Raw genomic sequence first — 15740 nt, 5'->3', positions numbered from 1 at the left:
GTGGGAAGCCTGCGCCGCGATCAACAACGGCGACGAGCCGACCAGCTCCAACTACGGCGGCACCAACCAGGGCAACCGCTGGGGCACCTGGCCCGAGACCGGCACCCAGACCGCCGAGGTCCAGTGGTCCTCCGCCCAGTCGGTGAAGCAGGCGCAGGTCTACTTCTTCGACGACGAAGGGGGCATCGACATGCCCTCAACGTGGAAGCTGCAGTACTGGAACGGCAGCGCCTACGTGGACGTGCCCGGCGCGAGCGCGTACACGCTGACCAAGAACGGCTACAACACCGTCAACTTCACCTCGGTGAGCACCACCAGACTCCGGGTGGTGCTGACCGCGACCGGCACGGCTTCGCTCGGCCTGCTGGAGGTGAAGGCGTTCGCGTAACCCCAGCTGACTGACCAAAGGAAGGGCACCTTCTTAACGCTATGCGTAGAGGAAGGTGCCCTTCTTAACGCCGCCCGTGAACGTCAGCTGGTCGGGGTGGGCGCGGGGGTCGGGGCGGGTGTTGGCATGGTCGGCAGGTTGAGGCCGGTGTAGATCTGGTTGAGGATCGTCGGCAGTAAGGCGTTGGCTGTGGGGCGGCTGGTCGGGTCGACGGTCAGGTTCGTCCAGACCACGATCGTCACGTCGTTCTCCAGGTCGTGGCCCATGAACGAGTTGAAGCCCGGCATCTCGCCGCCGTGGAAGTGCAGCGCTGCGTGCGGCGCGACCTGCTGGTACGAGATGCCGTAGCCGTACTTCTGCCCGTAGGCGCCGCCGTCCGGGTTCTCGGGCTGCAAGCTGTCCAGCCACTGCTTGTGCATGTCGGCGTTGAGGACCTTGCCCGTCACCAGCGAGCGGATCCACGTGGCGATGTTCGCGGCCGTGGAAATGGCGCCGCCGGCGGCGGTGGCGTACGACGGGTTCTGGTTCGTGTAGTCGATCGGCTCCAGCGAGCCGGTGCGCATGGCCGCCTGCTCGTCCGCCGGGTACGGCGCGTCGGTCATCGCATGTGCCGAGCCGCCGTACAGGTAGCCGTGCGAGGCGGGGGCCGGGATGGTGTTGTCCTCGGGCGCGGGAAGCAGGGTGTCGGTCAGCCCGAGCGGGCCGTACAACCGGTCCTGGAACTGCTTGCCCAGCGGGCTTGCGCCCACCTTCTCCGCGACCAGGCCGAGCAGCGCGTAATTCGTGTTGTCGTACTCGTACTCCGCGCCGGGCGCGAAGTTCGGCGGGCGCTTGAACGCGATGGCCAGCACCTCCTGCGGCGTCCAGACCTTCGCCGGTTCGGCGTCCAGGGTCGCCGAGAACTCCGGCGCGTTCGTGTAGTTGTACAGCCCGCTGCGCATCTTCAGCAGTTGCTCGATGGTGATGTTCTCGCCATTGGGCACGTCCGGGACGTACGCCGAGACCGGGTCGCTGAGCTTGAGTTTGCCCTCCTGCGCCAGCAGCAGGATCGTCGACGCGGTCATGGACTTGGTGTTCGAGCCGATCCGGAAGTGGGTGCTCGCCGCGGGCGGCGTCTGCGTGCCCCGCTGCATCGTGCCGGACACCACCGTGTGCGGCCCCTGCGGCGTGCATACCAGCACCACGGCACCGGGGACCAGCATCTGCTTCAGAGCGTCGTCCACGGCGGCCTGCAGCGCCGCCTGGTCGATCGGCTTCAACACGGATCCCCCAGGTGGAGTGGTGCCCGCGGCGGGTGTCGCGCAGGCCTGCGCGACAGGTGCTGCGGCCGACGCGTTGCCGGCGTGCGCCGTGCCCGGCGACACGGCGGCGAACGACCAGCTCGCGACCAGCAGCGCCGCACAGGCCAGCCGTGCGCCACGGGCAGGGCGCCCATGCGTACCGCGCTGGTGGTGCGTTTCCTGTTCGGCCCGAGAATGCCTCACACCGCCACCCGGCCTTCGCTGTGGGACCCGGTGCCGAAACGCCGATTGTGCCTGATGCGTCGACGGCACCCGAACCCACACATTTTAGTTCCGGCACCCGGTGGCCGTAGGTTCGTTTCGCCTGGTCAGACCGCGAACTGGTGCAGGTTCTGAGGTGTATGGCCGTCGTCGCGCCCGGAAACGGGTCGGGTTTCGATGCCGGTCGGTGCGAGCATGGCCGCATGCATATCGCGGGTGAGGTGGGCGAGCGGATCGTCGCGCCCAGAAACCTCATGGTCAGTGAGTTCGCGTTCGAGGAGAACAGTTGCTGCCCGTGGACGCTTGAGCAGCCGCTGTTCCTGTGGCGGGGCGAGGCCTTGTGGATCGACCAGGGTGACCTGGTGGTGGAGCGTCTCGACGGCACGGTCGTCCGTCCCCCGCTCCGCGGCCGCCGCCGGGGCGTGGCAGCTCAGCGGCCGCGTCGCTGAGACGAGGTTTGCCGCTGGTGCTCGTGGCGGGCCGCAGCTCTTCGGCCCGGCACGCAGCCGCACTCGTGGGAGATCTCCCGCACCTGGCGATTCGCCTTCCCGCCGGATGTCATACAGATGTAGTCTCGAAGGTATGACATCGCCTGGTCGGAGGGTCACGGTGTACCTGCCTGCGCACATTGCCGACATCGTCGAGAACCAGGGCAAGGGCAACCAGTCCCGGTATCTCGCCGAGGCCGTGCAGACCCTGGAGCGTCGCAGGGCCACCCAGGCGATGCTGCGCGAGGCGGGTTATCTCGTCACGGCCGAGGGCGTGCAGCGGATGCGGGAGAAGGTGCAAGCGCTGGAGTCGCGGCGTAAGAGTCGCGGGTGAGGCCACCGGATGAGCCGGTCGCGACCGAGCCGCAGGTGCGAGTGGTGCTCGACCTGACCGCGCTGACCGCGTACGCCCGGTTGACCGGCATGGGTGTGGCGGAGCTGATCGCCATGGTCGAGGAGGACGACGGCATCAGCCTGGTCGGCGTCCCGGCGGGACAGTTCGTGGCCGCGCACTGGCAGCTCGACACGGACGAGCGGCAACGCCTGATCGGCATGGTGAGCCGCCCGGAGGCGGTGACGGTGATCCTGCCGCTGCTCGGCGCCGACGCCGTCGAAGCGGTCGAGATCGGCCACGACATGGGGCACGCGGTGATCGAAGCCCGCCGCCGTGGTGCGCTGCTGGCCACCTACGACGGCGGGCAGGCGCGCCGCCACCTGGCCGACGACGTCGTACTGGATCTGCTGGACAAGTAGCCCGCCGCCCGGCCGGGCGTACAGCTCGCCGATCGTCGACCCGGTTTGTGCCGAAATGCAGTATCCGCCACACGGAGCGTGGTCAAGCCGTTACCGTTTGGGCAGAATGTCCCACTTTGGCGGTTGCTGTTCTCTGTGAGGCGCACCATGCACGTATCCCGGCTTCGTCCCGCGCTGTTCGCCTGCGTCCTGCTGGCCGGCGGCTGCACCGCGGCCTTCAACGCAGACGCCAAGGCGGCGTCCCGCACGGTCATGCCGACCGAGCTGACCACCGTCGTGGCCGGCGCCACCGGCGCGGAACTGGCGGTCCAGGCCAGCCGCTCGCTGTTCAGCCATGCCCCGGCGGTCGTGCTCGTCGGCGAGCAGGACGAACCGAGCGTCGCCCGCGCCGGCACGGTCGCCGAACAACTCGGCGTGCCGGTGCTGCTCACCGCAGCCGCCGACGGCACAGCGGCCGCGGTGCGCGAAGAGCTCGGCCGGCTCGCGCCCAAGACCCTCATCCCGGTCGGCGACGCGGCCACCGGCTGGGCCAAGGACCACGCGATCGAAGGACAGGCGGTGAAGCCGTTCGACGGCGGACTGCCGAAGCTGGGGGCCGCGGCCCCGCTCAACCAGCTGGTCGTGCTGACCCTCGACCGGGCGGACGCCGCCGCAGCGACGGCCACCGCGAAGGCGAGCCGCGCCCAGGTGCTGGTGCTCAAGGACCCGGATCCCCGCTCCGACGACGCGGTCATCAAAGCGCTCGCGGGCCGTCCGGCGACACACGTGATGGCCCTCGGCAGCGCCTTCGGCCCCGCGGAACGGCTCCGCAACCGGATCGCCACCGCCGCCACCGGCACGCTGCTGCCCGGCGGCCGCCAGGTCGTGTTCCCGAACCGCCGCCTGATCGCCCTCTACGGCCACCCCGGCGACTCCGGCCTCGGCTCGCTCGGCGAGCAGGGCGTCCAAGCCGCGGTCGCCCGCGCCCGCAAGGTCGCCGCCCAGTACGCCGCCATCGACAAGGGCCTGGTCGTGCCCGCCTTCGAGATCATCACCACGGTGGCTTCCAGCGACCCGGGACCTGACGGCGACTTCTCCAACGAGTCGACGGTCGAGCATCTGCGCCCCTGGGTCGACGCCGCCGGTGCCGCGGGCATCTACGTCCTGCTCGACCTGCAGCCCGGTAGGACCGACTTCCTCACCCAGGCCAAACGGTACGAGGAACTGCTCGTGCAGCCGCACGTCGGACTCGCGCTCGACCCGGAGTGGCGGCTCGCGCCCCACCAGCGCCACATGGTGCAGATCGGCTCGGTCGGCGCCAACGAGATCAACAAGACGGCGGCCTGGCTCGCCGAGCTCACCCGCTCCCGCCACCTGCCGCAGAAGATCCTGATGCTGCACCAGTTCCGGACCGACATGATCACCGGGCGGACGGGAATCGACACGAACGTCGACGAGCTTGCCGTGGTGATCCACGCCGACGGCTTCGGTTCGGCGAGCGAGAAGATGGCGACCTGGGACGCCGTACGCGCCGAGGCGCCGAACCAGATCTGGTGGGGCTGGAAGAACTTCTACGACGAGGACAAGCCGACGTTCTCGCCGAAGCAGACCATCGCGATCGAGCCGTCGCCGGTGTTCGTCTCGTACCAGTAGGACGACGTTACCTGGCTGCCATCGGGTACCCGATGGCAGCCAGGTCTCTCTGCAACCCGGCGAGGGCCGTCGCAGGGTTGAGCGCGCGTACGACCGCGTCGGTCAGCGGCCGGTGCGCGACGACATGCTCGACGATCGCCGGATCCACCCCGATCTCGTAGTAGTACCCGGCGAACTCCACGTACCGATCGACGATGTCGTCCAGCAGGATCGTGAGCATGCCCGAGCCGTCGGTGGTGTCGTCAGCTGGGAAGGTGATGGTCTCGCCGGCATGCCAGCGGTCGTCGCCGGCCAGACGCCACAGCACCGCCGTGGCCATCAACTGCCCCGGCTCGTCACTGGACGCAGGCTCTTCCGCCTGCGGACGGAACACCGTGGGCAGGCCGTCGAGCAAACCGGGCCACAGCTCGCGGTCCTCGTCGCGGTAGGGGGACATCTCCGACTCGTGGTCGAACACCCGGATGAACGCGCCGTCGGCGGTGAACACGACGGCCCACTCGTCACCGCTGCCGTTGCTCATCAGTGCGGCCTCGTCCTCGCCCCACGCACACGTGTAGGTGTAGTACGGAAACGAGCTGCCGATGATCCGCTCCAGCACGGCCAGTGCCTTGCAGCGCCTGCGCAGCAGGTCGATGGCGGGCAGCCCGGCGGCGACCTGGTACACGTTCACCGCGTGATCCTAAGCCGGACCGGGCTGCCGGCCGCTACGCCTCGGGTGTGCGCAGCCGGGTGAACGCCCGGTCGCGGGGGGCCAGACGGTCGCGTGGTCCGGCCGCGCAGAGCACGACGTCCAGGACCCGGTCGGGGTCGGCGGCGTAGCTCGTGCTGAACCAGGCCATGTTCGCCTCCACCACGGCCCAGTGCTCGGTGCCGCGGTCGGCGTCGCCGGCCAGGCCGACGTCGACGACGACGGCGCTGGGCAGGCTGTCGGCGCACGCGCCGAGCAGGTCTGCGGCGAAGTCGAGCACGGCGGCCCGGTGCGGGCAGGCGTCGAGCGGGGCCGGGTCGAGCCGGCCGTGGGTGGCGTAGCGGCTGGCGGTGTGCACGGTGCCGTCAAGGACAAACAGCCGGTACTCCACCAGGAACGTGACGATCTCGCTGACCAGCACCACCGTGTCGGCGGTGTGGTGCTCGTTGCCGGGCAGGCGGGAGCCGTCGGCGTAGACGGCGGCCGGTAGGCCCTTCTCCCTGGGCGGCTTGACGAACATCGGCGTACGGGACCAGCGCGCCTCGCCGAGGGTGGTGAGGACGATGTCGCGGCGGGTGTACTCGTACGGCAGTTTGGTCAGCCAGTCGTCGTCCGGTTCGAGCAGAGCGAGGCCGAGGTCCGTGGCGACCGCCCCGGCGAAGGCGGGCCCGCCGCGCAGGTGCCCGCCCGTGGCGTGCCGCAGCCGGTCCGGGACCACCGGTCCGGGCAGCTGCTCCACGACCAGGCCTGCCCGCCGCGCCGATGCGGCGAGCAGTTCTGCGGTGCTGTCAGGGCGTGGTGGCAGCACGAGGAAGTCGACGGCCGGAGCGGCGGTGGTCACGGCTCACGATTCTGGCGATCGACCACCCGGCTGTCGTCCGAATATCCTTGCCACGAACAATTCCAAGCCGACGCCAGGGCTGGCCGACACCGGGGGGCGGCCGGGAGGGGCGCCGTCAGGCGGGGTCGTAGAAGACGAACTCGAAGTACTGCAGCACCTGCCCGGTGCTCGGCGACCGGCCCGTGTCGGTGGTAATCGAAATCGTGAGCTGCCGGGACGCGTCCGGGGAGTGGAACGAGAAGGTGTCGTAGCCGAAGAAGCCGCCGTGTTCTCCCCAGACGGCCGAGCCGCCCGGCAGGTGGACCCGGACGAGACCGAGCCCGCTGTCCGTCGAGGGCGACCGTCTCCTCGGGACGGACCCTCAGGTTCCGCCGCGACAGCAGCACGTCGACGTCCAGCAGGCCGTTGGTGGCCCAGGCGTCGGTGTAGTTGTACAGCCCGGACGTGTGCATCAGCAGCTGGCGGACGGTGACGGCGCCGCCATCGGCGACCATGCCCGGCAGCCATCGCTCGACGGTGTCGTCGAGGCGCAACATGCCGTCGCCCGCTGGGCCGTCGCCGCCGTCACTACAGGACGGCGACGGTCAGCCAGTCGGCAGAGCGAGCCTTGTAGCCCAGTTGCGTGGTCAGTCCTTCGACGATGACGGCGACGTGCCCGGCTCCGTAGACCACCGCGACCTCGATGGGCTCGTCGCCGCGCTCCTCGTGCAGGCGGTAGAGGGCTGCCAGCAGCCTCTGGTCACGCGTGCCGGCGAAGGCCGCCTCGAGTTCGGGCATGGCGTCGATCCGGTCCTCGTCCTCCGGCGACGGCAGATCGTTGACCTCCATCGACTTCGACCAGATCAGCTGGGTGCCGCCGAACAGGCGCACGAGTATGACGACCGGCAGGATGCACCAAACCCCCAGCCGGTGGGCGAGGGGCACCTTGCGCCAGCCATCCTCGAACTGCTCGACGGTGACGTCGGGGTTGATCACCGGCACACCCAGCGCACGGTAGTCGATGGCCTGCTTGACGAGCTTCATGCGCCTGTTGAAGCGGAGCGCGGTATAGCTGAGCATCAGCGCGCCGACCAGCGGGGACCGTCGCCGCCCGTCGCCGCGGATTCCTTCGGCCACCACGACGTCGGCCTTGCCGAGCCGCGCGGTCACCGCCTCGTAGAACGCCGGTTCGGCCATGTGAATCATGGGGTAGATCACGAATTCCAGCGGGGACTGCCGGTGCCGCAACCGGATCACCGCAGACCGGACCCAGAACTCTGTCACCTCGATGATCTGCATACGGTGTCGGCACCCTTCTGCGGACCTTGGCGGTCATGGTGGCAGCCGCAGTCCACCCTGCTCGCCCGTCACCGACCCGGGTGATCGCAGATCCTTCATGTCCCGGGATGTCCCACCCGGCGCGTAGCATGTCGACGGCCTGCCGGACCCGTGCGTCGAAGTCGAGTCCCGCGGTGCCGGCCGAGTCGAAGGAGCTGAGGTCATGGTTGGTCCCGCTGAGGAACACCGGCTCACCGCCGCGGCGTTCACCGAACGCGTGCGCGGAGTCGCCCCCGCCGGCTGGGGTCGTCCGGCGCCCTGCGCAGGCTGGGTCGCCCGTGACGTCGTAGGCCACCTGGTCGAGTGGTTCCCGGGCTTCCTGCGGGCGGGTGCGGGCGTCGACCTGCCGAAGGGCCCGTCCGTCGCGGAGGACCCGGTGGCTGCCTGGACGGTCCACAGCGACGGCGTGCAGGCTCTGCTCGACGACCCCGCCACGGCGGACAAGGTCCTCAGCAATCCGAACATCGGCGATATGCCGCTGGACCAGGCGGTTTCCAGGTTCTACACCACCGACGTCTTCCTGCACACGTGGGACCTGGCCCGGGCGACCGGGCAGGACGAGCGTCTCGACGCCGAGCGGTGCGCGGTGCTGCTGGAGGGGATGCTGCCGATGGATGCGGTGCTGCGCTCCAGCGGGCACTACGGCCCGAGGGTCGAGGTCCCCGACGACGCCGACCCGCAGACGCGCCTGCTCGCCTTCATCGGCCGTACTCCCTGACCCGGCACGCCTGACTCGAAAGGACTGCCATGTCGCAGAACCGGCAGACGGTGGAGACCTACCTGGAGGGTTTCCGCAAGAACGACCACGCGCAGATCCTGTCCTGCCTCACCGACGACATCGAGTGGACCGTCTACGGGGCATTCCACCTCACCGGCAAGCAGGCGTACGACGAGGCCATCGACGGTCCCGCGTTCGTCGAGCCGCCGCAGCTGGAGATCGTCCGCCTGGTCGAGCAGGACGATGTGATCATGGCCGAGCTGACCGGCTCGGTGCTGCGCCCCGACGGCACGACGATGCGCATGTCCATGGCGGAGGTCTTCGTCATGCGCGGGGGACTGATCGCCGAGCGCCGGGCCTGGGTGATCGAGCTCAAGGAGAACGACTACCGCTGAGGGGCCGATTCCGCTCCTCGTACACATGTACTAAACTGCTGGTCGTGACCAGCTCGGCGACGATCCTGCATGCGGATCTCGACTCGTTCTACGCGTCGGTGGAACAGCGGGACACTCCGCGGCTGCGGGGCCGTCCCGTGATCGTCGGCGCCGGTGTGGTGCTGGCCGCCAGCTACGAGGCCAAGGCCTACGGCGTACGCACCGCGACGAGCGTGCGCGCCGCCCGCGCCCGGTGCCCACAGGCGATCGTGGTGCCGCCGCGGATGTCGGCGTACACCGAAGCCAGCCGGGCGGTGTTCGAGGTCTTCGACGACACCACGCCGATAGTCGAACCGCTCTCCATCGACGAGGCGTTCCTCGACGTCGGCGGCCTGCACCGGATCGCCGGCACGCCCGTGGCGATCGCGGCCCGGCTGCGCCGCGACGTTCTCGAACGGGTCGGGCTGCCGATCACCGTCGGCGTCGCGCGCACCAAGTTCCTGGCCAAGGTCGCCAGCCGCGTCGCCAAGCCCGACGGCCTGCTCGCCGTCGAGCCCGCCGACGAGCTGACCTTCCTGCACCGGCTGCCGGTCGAGGTGCTGTGGGGGGTCGGCGAAGTGACCTCCGCAAAGCTGCACCAACGCGGCATCCGCACCGTCGGGCAGGTGGCCCGGCTGGGCGAGGCAGCGCTGGTGTCCATGCTCGGCCAGGGCACGGGCCGCCACCTGCACGCCCTCGCCCACAATCGGGACCCGCGGCCGGTCGTCACCGGCCGCCGCCGCGCCTCGATGGGAGCCCAGCGCGCGCTGGGCCGCGGCCCGCACACCGTCGAGTTCCTGGAGGCCGCGCTCGCCGGACTGGTCGAACGGGTAACCCGCCGGATGCGCAGCGCGGAGCGCCCCGGCCGCACCGTCGTGCTGCGGCTGCGGTTCGCCGACTACACCCGGGCGACCCGGTCGTCGACCCTGCCCAAGGCGACGTCGCAGACCCAGGCTGTCCTCGACACCGCCCGGACGCTGCTCGCGACCGCGACGCCGCTGGTGGCCGAGCGGGGCCTGACGCTGATCGGTGTGTCGGTGGGCAACCTGGACCGGACCGGCCACATCCAGCCCGAGCTGCCCTTCGACGACCTGCCGCGCGACGCGCTGGACACCGCCGTCGACGCGGTGCGCCGCAGGTTCGGCACCACCTCGCTGCAGCGCGGCACCCTGCTGGGCACCGACACCGGCCTGGTCATGCCCATGCTGCCGGACTGAACCCGCCCCGACGACCGGGCCGGACGCGGGCGCGGTCCGGCTGGGCGGCGCTACAGGGCGACGCTTTCGCCCAACGGGATACGCGTGTAGCCGAGCCCTTCCTCGTCGCCCAGCCAGGCGTCGAACTGGTGCAGTCCCAGGTCGTTGAGCACACCGTCGTGGATCGGGAACGCGCGTTGTGGCCGGACCGCCCGGGCGAACCTGATCGCGTCACCGATCTTCAACCACGGCCCGGCGGCTGGGATCAGCAGCGTCTCGACCGGCTCGGACGGCACGAACAGCGAATCGCCGGGGTGGTAGACGCCGTCGACGACGAAGCCGACGTTCGGGCAGCCGGGCAGGCCGTCGATGATCTCGGCGTGCTCGCCGCCGACCGCCCGCACCGTGAAGCCGGCCGCGGTGAAGACGTCACCGGGGGAGACCGCCTGCACGCCGTCGCCCAGCTCCGCAGACAGGGCGGGGTGGGTGTAGACGGTGAGTTCGGGGTTGCGATCGCGGGCCGCCCGGAGCAGGTCGAGGTCGACGTGGTCGGCGTGCTCGTGCGTGACGAGCACCGCTGCCACGCCGTCGAACGACACCGGCTCCGAGTAGACACCCGGGTCGATCACCAGGGCCCCGTCGCCGTTGTCGATGCGTACACAGGCGTGGCCGTATTTGGTCAGACGCATGGTCAGAACCCCCGCTCGGCCTGCGAGCGCAGCACGCAGAACTCGTTGCCCTCCGGGTCGGCGAGCACCGCCCAGCCCGTGCCGTCGGCGTTGCGGTGGTCGGCGGCCATCGTCGCGCCGAGGGCCAGTACCCGTTCGACCTCGACGTCGCGGGGCGTGTCGGATTGCAGGCAGAGGTGCATACGGTTCTTGACCGCCTTGGGTTCGGGGACGCGCTGGAAGTACACCGTCTGGCCGGACGGCAGGTCGAACGCGGCGTCGTCGCCGTCGTCGAACGCGACCTCGCTGTCGAAGACCTGCACCCACCAGCGTGCGAGGGTGCCGGGATCGGCGGCGTCGAAGCTGACGTTTCGGATGATCGTCGTCATGCTGCAACTCTGTTGCCTGGACGGCCGCATCGTCAAACGAGATGCGACGGGGCCGCGTACGTGCTGACGAGTTCCGCGACGAGCTGGCGCCGGTCGAGGTTGATCTCCAGCGGGTACGTCTCGAGCATGGGCATGGTCACGTTCGTCATGGCGTTTCCTCCGATCGGTACGGTCGCACCTATACCCGTGCGGATCGGCTTCCACGCTCATGAACCACGCGAGTCGGGCGGAATACGGCGGCAGGAAGACGCTGGGCCGTCCTGACCGCCCGCGCATGGGTCGCTTGCCGGAGCTGTTGATCCGCGCAGGTGGTGGAAGCGCCAATTACGAGCTGGTCAGCCGGTGGGGCTGGGCGCAGCTTCCAGCATCTGGCGCATCTGCTGGATCTCATACAGGAAGAATCGGACATCTTGGCTGTTGTGGTAGGACAACCTCGTCAAACCAAGAACCGATCAACCGTCCGTCGTCCGGATTCTCGGGGTTCGAGTCGAATGCACCCGACTTGCAGGACATTCATATATGGATGCCATTTTCCGTCCCCGAGTCGGCAGCGACACCGAGGGCCAAAACTACTTGCCGATGGGGGCCATGCGTGAGGGGATGCGGGCCGCGATCTGCTCCTTCGCATGCGGGCACTCGTCGAACGCCGCAGGGCAGGCGAGCGCATGTTCGATCAGCTGCTTCGCGGCGGTTGCCCTGGCGATGCGGTCCTCCAGGGCGGCCACGTGCCGCCGGAGCAGTTCGGGGTGGCTCATGGGGTTATCGGTGCCCAAGAGGATTTGCAACTCCCTTAGGCCGAACCCGGCTTCCTTGCCGATGAGGATCAACGCAACCCGGACCAGGTCTGCCTCTCCGTAGCGACGCTGCCCGACGCCGTCGCGGCCCGGTTGCAGCAGGCCCATGCTCTCCCAGTGCCGCAGCACGTGGGTGGCCAGCCCGAACTCGTGGGCCAGCTCACCGATGGTGAACCCACCAGTTGACTTCATGTACACATTAAGCCGGAGGGTGGGGTGCATGAGCAAACCGAACCTCGCCCTGACCCGGGTCGCCAACGCCTGTGTCCTGCTTGAGCTTGACGGCCGCGCCGTGTTGACAGATCCATGGTTCACCGAACGCTGGTATCTGCGGCGCGGTGAGCCCCTCGGCTTGCCGGTCGCCGAGCTTCCGCCGCTGACGGCGATCGTGGTCACAAATCCCGCTGTCAACCACTGGGATATGCGCGCGCTGGCCGAGTATCCGGGTAAGGCGACTACACCGATGTATGTCAGCGGGGAGCGGATGGCTCGCCAGGCTCGGTCGTTGGGCTACCGCACGGTCGAGGTTCTGCGTTGGCACGAAACCCGCCAGCTCGCACCGACGTTGTCCGTGGAGGCCGTGCCCGCCGGACGTACGCTGCTGGGACGCAACAACGCCTACGAGTTCACCGGCGGGCAGTCCCGGGTCTTCTTCGGCGGAGAGATCCAGGATGTGGAGCTCCTGCGGGAGCACCGTGCCCGCCGCGGGCCCGTCGACGTGGCGCTGCTGCCGACCAACGGGCTCAGACCGCTGATCGGTCCCCCTCTGGTCATGGGGCCGGCGGAGGCGGTGGCCGGCGCCGTGGCGTTGGGCGCGCGAGTTCTCGTGCCGGTGCATGATGCCCATGCCCGCGATCTGCTGTCGCTGTTCTTCCGACGCCACGGGTCGGCGTCGGATGCCACACGTATGGCCCCGGCCGGGCTCGACGTCGTCGGCCTCCCGCCCGGTCGGCGCTGGGAGTTCATCCGATGAGCTTGCTGGATATGTTCCTGGTGCGGGCAACCGTCGCCGCCATCGAGCCCCTCACTCCGCGGATGCGTCGCATCCGTGTCATAGGCGATTCGCTGCGGGGCGTGGATTGGCAGCCGGGTCAGCACGTTCGGGTGCGCGTGGACGACGTACGGTTGCGCAGCTACTCGATCTGGGACTTCTCCGGCGGCGGGCAGCTGGACTTATGCGTGTTCGACCACCCGAGGGCTGGCCCCGGAGCACGCTGGTCGCGCCACGTCCGCGCTGAACAGCCGGTCGCATTCACTCGACCGACCGGGAGGCTGGTGCTTCGGAACCATGCGCCATATCACCTGTTCGTCGGGGACGAGACGGCTGCCGCAGCATTCGGTGCCATGCTGCGCGCCTTGCCCACCGACGCCCGCGCACAGGCAATCATCGAGATCGGCAGCCCGGCCGACCGACTGCCGTTGCCCCGCCCCCGGGATCTGCAGTGGACTCACCGAGCCAAGACGGGCGGGATCGTCGCCGCCTTGCGCGAACTCGACCTGCCATCCGAGCCCGGTGTCGCCTACGTAGCCGGCGAGGCCCGGGACTGCCAGGCGATCCGCCGCCACCTCATCGTCGAGCGCGGCTGGGCGCACAGTTGCGTAATCGTCAAGCCATTCTGGACATCCGGCAAGCGCGGACTCGACTGACCGCCGTCGACGGCGAGGGAGTGTCGGACACCCAATGATCAGAGACGTCTGGTCGATCCCGGATCGGTTCTTGGTTCGTCAGCTTTCCCCTCGGGGACGCGCTGGAAGTACACCGTCTGGCCTGACGGCAGGTCGAACGCGGCGTCGTCGCCGTCGTCGAACGCGACCCCGCTGTCGAAGACCTGTGCCCACCAGCGAGCGAGGGCGCCGGGATCGGCGGCGTCGAAGCTGACGTTTCGGATGATCGTCGTCCTGCGGCAACTCTGTTGCCTGGACGGCCGCATCGTCAAACGGGAATGGGCGAAGCGGCGTACATCCGGGCCAGGTGCGTGACGGTGGCGGCGAGACGCCAGCGTAACGCCTCGGACTCCAGCAACCTGTGTGCCGAGCTGCAGGAACTAATTTCGGCCCGGCTGTCGGTCTCGATCGGCACCGGTGCCGGGATCCAGCCATCGGGTTGCGGGTAAGGCTGCTCTGTCACTTTCAACTCCACTGACACTCGGCGAAGTGTCACGCATCATCCGAAGTCACATCGTCACGCATCAACCGGAGTCGGACACGGAGCGTCGCCCCTCATGAGGTAGAGAGGCGGGTGGCGCTGCATTAGGTGAGCAGGCGACGAACTTAGCGGGTGCGCTGGCAAGGCTAAGTCGACAGCGCACCCGGGCTCACTCGCGACGGGTAGAACGGCGTTGCGTGGGCATTGTCAGGCCGTCTGCAGGCCGTCAGACGGTCACCAGAGCCGACCAACGATGACTGACGACGACATTTGCCCAGTTCACGCACGGTAAGTGGCAGGCCTGCCAGGTTCGATGTAGCGGCCTTACCCGTAGTTCCAGTATGAGAGGTATCTCCAGGACAACAGAGGCAAGCTCCGGCCAATCCTGCTCAGCCTGGTTGTCGGCCTCGTACTCCCCGGCATCTCGCTAGCTTCGCTGTACCTTGTCTGGCCCTACCTGAGGTCCCCGCTGGACTGGACAGCATGGGGTCCGGGCATCGTTCTACTCGCACTGAACGGCGTCGTCCGGGTTGTGCCACGGGGCCGACGGCGATGATCCTGAGGTTGCAGCGGTCAGGCCCCAGTCGTTCCGTACTGGCTGTCGCACGACGTCGCTAAGGTGCCTCGCATGCCACGCAAGAGCTTCTACGATCTCAACTTCCGGGTGTCTCCGGGCGGCGCCCGCAAGGACGCCCACTACATCCGGGGCGACCTCGCCGAGATCAAGGCTGACCTGGCGGCCGAGCTCACCGAGGGCGTCAACCTGTACCTGCTCTGCTGGTATGGCGCCGAGCTGACACTCGACGTCCATCAGCACGGTGCACGGCTGGAGTCGATCGACCTGCATCCGTACCTGACGATCTCCGTCGAGGGTTACCCGGACGTCACCTTCACCGGCCCGGGCGAGCCCGTCGGCTGGGACTTCGAAGAGGACGAGGAGACCGACGAGGGCAGCCTCTCCGATCAGCTTTTCGTCGGGGACCTCGAGGACCGGACCACGGTGACCGTGCACTGGGACCGGATCGATGTGCCGCCGCTGCGCGGCGACGTGGTCGGGCCCGGCGACCTGGTGACGCTCGACGGTCGGCGGCCTCATGAAGAGGACGCCATCCCGTACGGCTTCACGGACCTCGAGTCGTAGGCAACCGGGATCAGAGCCCGCTGCTGGAACGTGAGGAGGTGTGGACCCGCGACCGAGATTTTGCGCTCGCCGTGCGCTCATTTGGAGGTGAACCAGACCGCGACGTCGTCCCGGACCGGAGACGTTGATGGTGACGTCCGGCATGCTGTGGGCATGTCTGAGGAACCGAAAGATCGCTCCGCCCTGTCCGCCGACACCGTATCGGCTTCACCGCCGGTGATCTCGGTGATGCTGATCGTTCCAGATGCAGACACAGCGGTTGCCTGGTACACGACTGCATTGGGCGCGACAGAGCTGTGGAACCTTGGTGGCGTGGCCGGCCTTGAGGTCGGTGGCGCCGCCTTCTTCCTCCATGAGGTCAATCCCCAGAACCCCACAGAGACCAGTCCCGGCCAGGTGGGGATCACAAGCATTCGCATCGAGGTGTTTGCCGATGACCCGGACAACTTCATCGAGCGCGCCGTCGCCGCGGGCGCCATCGGAGTGGGAATCGAGGATCACCACGTGCCCTGGGGGACGCACCGTCAAGGTGGCTTCACGGACCCGTTCGGTCACAAGTGGTCCGTAGGTGATAGGTCGCCGCTGGGCCCGTTCCCACGTTGATCAGGCCAGCCCTTCGTAGGCGCTGGGAAGGCACGAGTTCGCTTCCGCGGGCGAGTACGACTT

Annotated in this window: 20 protein-coding genes and 1 pseudogene; 12 read left to right on the top strand and 9 right to left on the bottom strand. The window is 68.8% G+C overall.

Annotation, left to right across the window (positions count from 1 at the left end):
* A pseudogene (locus FLL47_RS43500) lies at positions 1 to 388 on the top strand (hypothetical protein); the annotation flags it as partial.
* 83 nt (positions 389 to 471) lie between these two features.
* On the opposite strand, the gene FLL47_RS41820 reads toward FLL47_RS43500, so the two are convergent.
* A complete protein-coding gene (locus tag FLL47_RS41820) occupies positions 472 to 1872 on the bottom strand; it encodes a serine hydrolase domain-containing protein (RefSeq protein WP_222106442.1) in 1401 nt (466 codons plus the stop codon).
* A gap of 158 nt (positions 1873 to 2030) precedes the next feature.
* Between FLL47_RS41820 and FLL47_RS41815 the strand changes: the two genes are divergently transcribed.
* The 4 genes from FLL47_RS41815 (at position 2031) to FLL47_RS41800 (ending at position 4763) form a co-directional block, all read left to right on the top strand.
* Positions 2031 to 2339 (top strand): hypothetical protein, encoded by a 309-nt coding sequence (locus FLL47_RS41815; protein ID WP_144128241.1) that lies wholly within the window; start codon positions 2031 to 2033, stop codon positions 2337 to 2339.
* A gap of 133 nt (positions 2340 to 2472) precedes the next feature.
* On the top strand, positions 2473 to 2712 hold the full coding sequence (locus tag FLL47_RS41810) for a hypothetical protein (RefSeq protein ID WP_144128240.1): 240 nt from the start codon (positions 2473 to 2475) through the stop codon (positions 2710 to 2712).
* The gene (locus FLL47_RS41805; protein ID WP_144128239.1) at positions 2709 to 3131 is read left to right on the top strand and encodes a hypothetical protein; all 423 of its coding nucleotides are present in this window, start codon (positions 2709 to 2711) and stop codon (positions 3129 to 3131) included. Before FLL47_RS41810 ends, FLL47_RS41805 begins: the two co-directional genes overlap by 4 nt.
* Before the next feature lie 147 nt (positions 3132 to 3278).
* A complete protein-coding gene (locus FLL47_RS41800; RefSeq protein WP_144128238.1) occupies positions 3279 to 4763 on the top strand; it encodes a hypothetical protein in 1485 nt (494 codons plus the stop codon).
* A 7-nt stretch (positions 4764 to 4770) separates the two neighbouring features.
* Here the strand turns inward: FLL47_RS41800 and FLL47_RS41795 are convergent, their stop codons facing one another.
* Genes FLL47_RS41795 through FLL47_RS41780 form a run of 4 tightly spaced genes read right to left on the bottom strand, consistent with a single transcriptional unit; the run spans position 4771 to position 7570 of the window.
* Positions 4771 to 5433 (bottom strand): hypothetical protein, encoded by a 663-nt coding sequence (locus tag FLL47_RS41795; protein WP_144128237.1) that lies wholly within the window; start codon positions 5431 to 5433, stop codon positions 4771 to 4773.
* 34 nt (positions 5434 to 5467) lie between these two features.
* Positions 5468 to 6292, bottom strand: coding sequence for an ATP-grasp domain-containing protein (locus FLL47_RS41790; RefSeq protein WP_186316244.1), 825 nt, complete (start codon positions 6290 to 6292; stop codon positions 5468 to 5470).
* Complete coding sequence (locus FLL47_RS45315; RefSeq protein WP_144128236.1) at positions 6289 to 6828, bottom strand: serine hydrolase; 540 nt, start codon at positions 6826 to 6828, stop codon at positions 6289 to 6291. The genes FLL47_RS41790 and FLL47_RS45315 overlap by 4 nt, the downstream gene beginning before the upstream one ends.
* 31 nt (positions 6829 to 6859) lie before the next feature.
* Entirely contained in the window at positions 6860 to 7570 is a 711-nt protein-coding gene (locus FLL47_RS41780; protein ID WP_144128235.1) for a hypothetical protein, read from the bottom strand.
* Between the two features lie 202 nt (positions 7571 to 7772).
* On the opposite strand from FLL47_RS41780, the gene FLL47_RS41775 reads away from it, so the two are divergent.
* Genes FLL47_RS41775 through dinB form a run of 3 tightly spaced genes read left to right on the top strand, consistent with a single transcriptional unit; the run spans position 7773 to position 9957 of the window.
* A complete protein-coding gene (locus tag FLL47_RS41775; RefSeq protein ID WP_144128234.1) occupies positions 7773 to 8327 on the top strand; it encodes a TIGR03086 family metal-binding protein in 555 nt (184 codons plus the stop codon).
* A 29-nt stretch (positions 8328 to 8356) separates the two neighbouring features.
* A complete protein-coding gene (locus FLL47_RS41770) occupies positions 8357 to 8722 on the top strand; it encodes a nuclear transport factor 2 family protein (protein ID WP_144128233.1) in 366 nt (121 codons plus the stop codon).
* Between the two features lie 44 nt (positions 8723 to 8766).
* A complete protein-coding gene (gene dinB, locus FLL47_RS41765; RefSeq protein ID WP_144128232.1) occupies positions 8767 to 9957 on the top strand; it encodes a DNA polymerase IV in 1191 nt (396 codons plus the stop codon).
* A gap of 50 nt (positions 9958 to 10007) precedes the next feature.
* Here dinB and FLL47_RS41760 read toward each other — a convergent pair whose 3' ends face one another.
* From FLL47_RS41760 to FLL47_RS41750, 3 genes are all read right to left on the bottom strand, one after another.
* Positions 10008 to 10625 (bottom strand): MBL fold metallo-hydrolase, encoded by a 618-nt coding sequence (locus FLL47_RS41760; protein WP_144128231.1) that lies wholly within the window; start codon positions 10623 to 10625, stop codon positions 10008 to 10010.
* A gap of 2 nt (positions 10626 to 10627) precedes the next feature.
* Complete coding sequence (locus tag FLL47_RS41755) at positions 10628 to 10993, bottom strand: VOC family protein (RefSeq protein WP_144128230.1); 366 nt, start codon at positions 10991 to 10993, stop codon at positions 10628 to 10630.
* Between the two features lie 569 nt (positions 10994 to 11562).
* The gene (locus FLL47_RS41750) at positions 11563 to 12009 is read right to left on the bottom strand and encodes a MerR family transcriptional regulator (protein ID WP_222106441.1); all 447 of its coding nucleotides are present in this window, start codon (positions 12007 to 12009) and stop codon (positions 11563 to 11565) included.
* Between FLL47_RS41750 and FLL47_RS41745 the strand changes: the two genes are divergently transcribed.
* Positions 12008 to 12760 (top strand): MBL fold metallo-hydrolase, encoded by a 753-nt coding sequence (locus FLL47_RS41745; RefSeq protein ID WP_186316243.1) that lies wholly within the window; start codon positions 12008 to 12010, stop codon positions 12758 to 12760. The genes FLL47_RS41750 and FLL47_RS41745 overlap by 2 nt on opposite strands.
* Positions 12757 to 13434 (top strand): siderophore-interacting protein, encoded by a 678-nt coding sequence (locus tag FLL47_RS41740; protein ID WP_144128227.1) that lies wholly within the window; start codon positions 12757 to 12759, stop codon positions 13432 to 13434. Before FLL47_RS41745 ends, FLL47_RS41740 begins: the two co-directional genes overlap by 4 nt.
* 38 nt (positions 13435 to 13472) lie before the next feature.
* Here FLL47_RS41740 and FLL47_RS41735 read toward each other — a convergent pair whose 3' ends face one another.
* Positions 13473 to 13718: a VOC family protein gene (locus FLL47_RS41735; RefSeq protein ID WP_246159331.1), complete on the bottom strand. Its 246-nt coding sequence runs from the start codon at positions 13716 to 13718 to the stop codon at positions 13473 to 13475.
* 843 nt (positions 13719 to 14561) lie between these two features.
* Between FLL47_RS41735 and FLL47_RS41730 the strand changes: the two genes are divergently transcribed.
* Positions 14562 to 15074 carry a hypothetical protein gene (locus FLL47_RS41730; RefSeq protein WP_144128225.1) on the top strand — a complete coding sequence of 171 codons (513 nt, stop codon included), beginning with the start codon at positions 14562 to 14564 and terminating at the stop codon, positions 15072 to 15074.
* A 153-nt stretch (positions 15075 to 15227) separates the two neighbouring features.
* The gene (locus tag FLL47_RS41725) at positions 15228 to 15677 is read left to right on the top strand and encodes a VOC family protein (RefSeq protein WP_144128224.1); all 450 of its coding nucleotides are present in this window, start codon (positions 15228 to 15230) and stop codon (positions 15675 to 15677) included.
* The last annotated feature ends 63 nt before the right edge of the window (positions 15678 to 15740 follow it).

The sequence above is a fragment of the Catellatospora sichuanensis genome (assembly GCF_007483665.1).
Classification (GTDB): domain Bacteria; phylum Actinomycetota; class Actinomycetes; order Mycobacteriales; family Micromonosporaceae; genus Catellatospora; species Catellatospora sichuanensis.
The sequence above is the reverse complement of the archived record's forward strand: the minus strand, read 5'-3'. Positions and strand labels throughout refer to the sequence as shown.

Excerpts from the sequence above, each read along its gene's own strand:
- FLL47_RS41755 (WP_144128230.1), bottom strand. The coding sequence starts at position 10,993 with ATGACGACGATCATCCGAAACGTCAGCTTCGACGCCGCCGATCCCGGC.
- FLL47_RS41735 (WP_246159331.1), bottom strand. The coding sequence starts at position 13,718 with ATGCGGCCGTCCAGGCAACAGAGTTGCCGCAGGACGACGATCATCCGA.
- FLL47_RS41775 (WP_144128234.1), top strand. The coding sequence starts at position 7,773 with ATGGTTGGTCCCGCTGAGGAACACCGGCTCACCGCCGCGGCGTTCACC.
- FLL47_RS41730 (WP_144128225.1), top strand. The coding sequence starts at position 14,562 with ATGCCACGCAAGAGCTTCTACGATCTCAACTTCCGGGTGTCTCCGGGC.
- FLL47_RS41815 (WP_144128241.1), top strand. The coding sequence starts at position 2,031 with ATGGCCGTCGTCGCGCCCGGAAACGGGTCGGGTTTCGATGCCGGTCGG.
- FLL47_RS41740 (WP_144128227.1), top strand. The coding sequence starts at position 12,757 with ATGAGCTTGCTGGATATGTTCCTGGTGCGGGCAACCGTCGCCGCCATC.
- FLL47_RS45315 (WP_144128236.1), bottom strand. The coding sequence starts at position 6,828 with ATGTTGCGCCTCGACGACACCGTCGAGCGATGGCTGCCGGGCATGGTC.
- FLL47_RS41745 (WP_186316243.1), top strand. The coding sequence starts at position 12,008 with ATGAGCAAACCGAACCTCGCCCTGACCCGGGTCGCCAACGCCTGTGTC.
- FLL47_RS41760 (WP_144128231.1), bottom strand. The coding sequence starts at position 10,625 with ATGCGTCTGACCAAATACGGCCACGCCTGTGTACGCATCGACAACGGC.
- FLL47_RS41780 (WP_144128235.1), bottom strand. The coding sequence starts at position 7,570 with ATGCAGATCATCGAGGTGACAGAGTTCTGGGTCCGGTCTGCGGTGATC.
- FLL47_RS41800 (WP_144128238.1), top strand. The coding sequence starts at position 3,279 with ATGCACGTATCCCGGCTTCGTCCCGCGCTGTTCGCCTGCGTCCTGCTG.
- FLL47_RS41770 (WP_144128233.1), top strand. The coding sequence starts at position 8,357 with ATGTCGCAGAACCGGCAGACGGTGGAGACCTACCTGGAGGGTTTCCGC.
- FLL47_RS41725 (WP_144128224.1), top strand. The coding sequence starts at position 15,228 with ATGTCTGAGGAACCGAAAGATCGCTCCGCCCTGTCCGCCGACACCGTA.
- FLL47_RS41810 (WP_144128240.1), top strand. The coding sequence starts at position 2,473 with ATGACATCGCCTGGTCGGAGGGTCACGGTGTACCTGCCTGCGCACATT.
- FLL47_RS41750 (WP_222106441.1), bottom strand. The coding sequence starts at position 12,009 with ATGCACCCCACCCTCCGGCTTAATGTGTACATGAAGTCAACTGGTGGG.